The following is a 285-nucleotide window of genomic DNA, read 5'->3' as shown; positions in this document are numbered from 1 at the left end:
GTATATTTCATGAATATAGACATATAATTTCGAGAATAATATCAATGACTGAACTTTTTATTGCAAATCTCAAGATAATATCTAAAAAATGGCCAGATATTGCATCTAGATTAAAAACGACAACGTTTGAAAATATAGAAGCCTTTTTAATTCAAGGTTATAACCAAACTATTAGCGTGAGTGGAATTCAACTTAGCAGCCGTCATAATCGCCTTGCCGAAGCCCAACTTTTTATCAGTACATTACCAATAGATGCTAGTCACATAACCGTCTACGGTGTTGGAA

1 protein-coding gene is annotated in these 285 nt (G+C 33.0%); it reads left to right on the top strand.

The window, feature by feature from the left end; all coding sequences use genetic code 11:
- Nucleotides 1-44: 44 nt before the first annotated feature.
- On the top strand, nt 45-285 hold a 241-nt coding region (locus AAEY88_RS12950; RefSeq protein ID WP_350563037.1), incomplete at its 3' end, for a hypothetical protein.

Source organism: Psychrobacter sp. CAL346-MNA-CIBAN-0220, assembly GCF_040309805.1.
Lineage (GTDB): Bacteria > Pseudomonadota > Gammaproteobacteria > Pseudomonadales > Moraxellaceae > Psychrobacter.
Note: the sequence above shows the minus strand (reverse complement) of the source record. Positions and strands in the feature narration are given on the sequence as shown.